Annotated in this window: 2 rRNA genes; both read left to right on the top strand. The window is 50.2% G+C overall.

Annotation, left to right across the window (positions count from 1 at the left end):
* Nucleotides 1-242 (top strand): 16S ribosomal RNA (locus tag P6N53_RS18445); the annotation flags it as partial.
* 332 nt (nt 243-574) lie between these two features.
* Nucleotides 575-1,130, top strand: a 23S ribosomal RNA gene (locus P6N53_RS18450); the annotation flags it as partial.

The raw sequence follows: 1,130 nt of genomic DNA on the forward strand, positions 1-1,130 counted from the left end.
CGGATTGTAGTCTGCAACTCGACTACATGAAGTCGGAATCGCTAGTAATCGCAGGTCAGCATACTGCGGTGAATACGTTCCCGGGCCTTGTACACACCGCCCGTCACACCACGAAAGTTGACAACACCCGAAGCCGGTGAGCTAACTCGTAAGAGGGGCAGTCGTCGAAGGTGGGGTTGATGATTGGGGTGAAGTCGTAACAAGGTAGCCGTATCGGAAGGTGCGGCTGGATCACCTCCTTTCTAAGGAGTACCTTGAACCATAGGTTCAAGAAACTCTGGTCGATCATTTATCATCTACCTGTTTAGTTTTGAGAGACCTGAAATCAACCAGGATTTCCCGGTTGATTTTAAGTATCTCATAGAGTAATATAGCAAGTCCGAGCCACGGGGACGTTTCCCGTGACTTAAAAAATGTTCCTTGAAAACTGAACAGTGAAAAGTAAAGCGTCGTAGTAAAACAATTTTGCAGGATACAGCAATGTAGCCGAGCAAATGAGATGAGAGAAGCGAGAGGTTGGAAGTGGGAAAAGCCGCGGAAAACAATAAGCTAATTAAATCTCGAAAAGTAAGTAGGTCAAGAAGAAAAGGGCACATGGTGGATGCCTAGGCGCTAAGGGCCGAAGAAGGGCGTGGAAAGCTGCGAAAAGCCACGAGTAGCCGCAAGCAGGCGTTGATACGTGGATACCCGAATGGGGCAACCCGGCGGAGCAAAACTCCGTCACCCTATGCTGAACACATAGGCATAGAGGAGGGCACCCGGGGAACTGAAACATCTAAGTACCCGGAGGAAAAGAAAGAAACATCGAACCCCCAAGTAGCGGCGAGCGAAAAGGGGCGAGCCTAAACCAGAATTCTTCGGAAATCTGGGGTTGCGGGACCTTCAACACGTGATTGCTAGTCCTAGTCGAAGACACCTGGAAAGGTGCTGCACAGAAGGTAAAACACCTGTAGACGAAAGGACGAAGATTGCAGAGGGAATCCCAAGTACTGCGGGACACGAGAAACCCCGTGGGAATCAGGGGGGACCACCCCCCAAGGCTAAATACTCTTAGCGACCGATAGTGAACAAGTACCGTGAGGGAAAGGTGAAAAGCACCCCGGGAGGGGAGTGAAATAGAACCTGAAACC

Origin of the sequence: Desulforamulus aquiferis, assembly GCF_030577015.1 — a bacterium.
GTDB lineage: Bacteria > Bacillota > Desulfotomaculia > Desulfotomaculales > Desulfotomaculaceae > Desulfotomaculum > Desulfotomaculum aquiferis.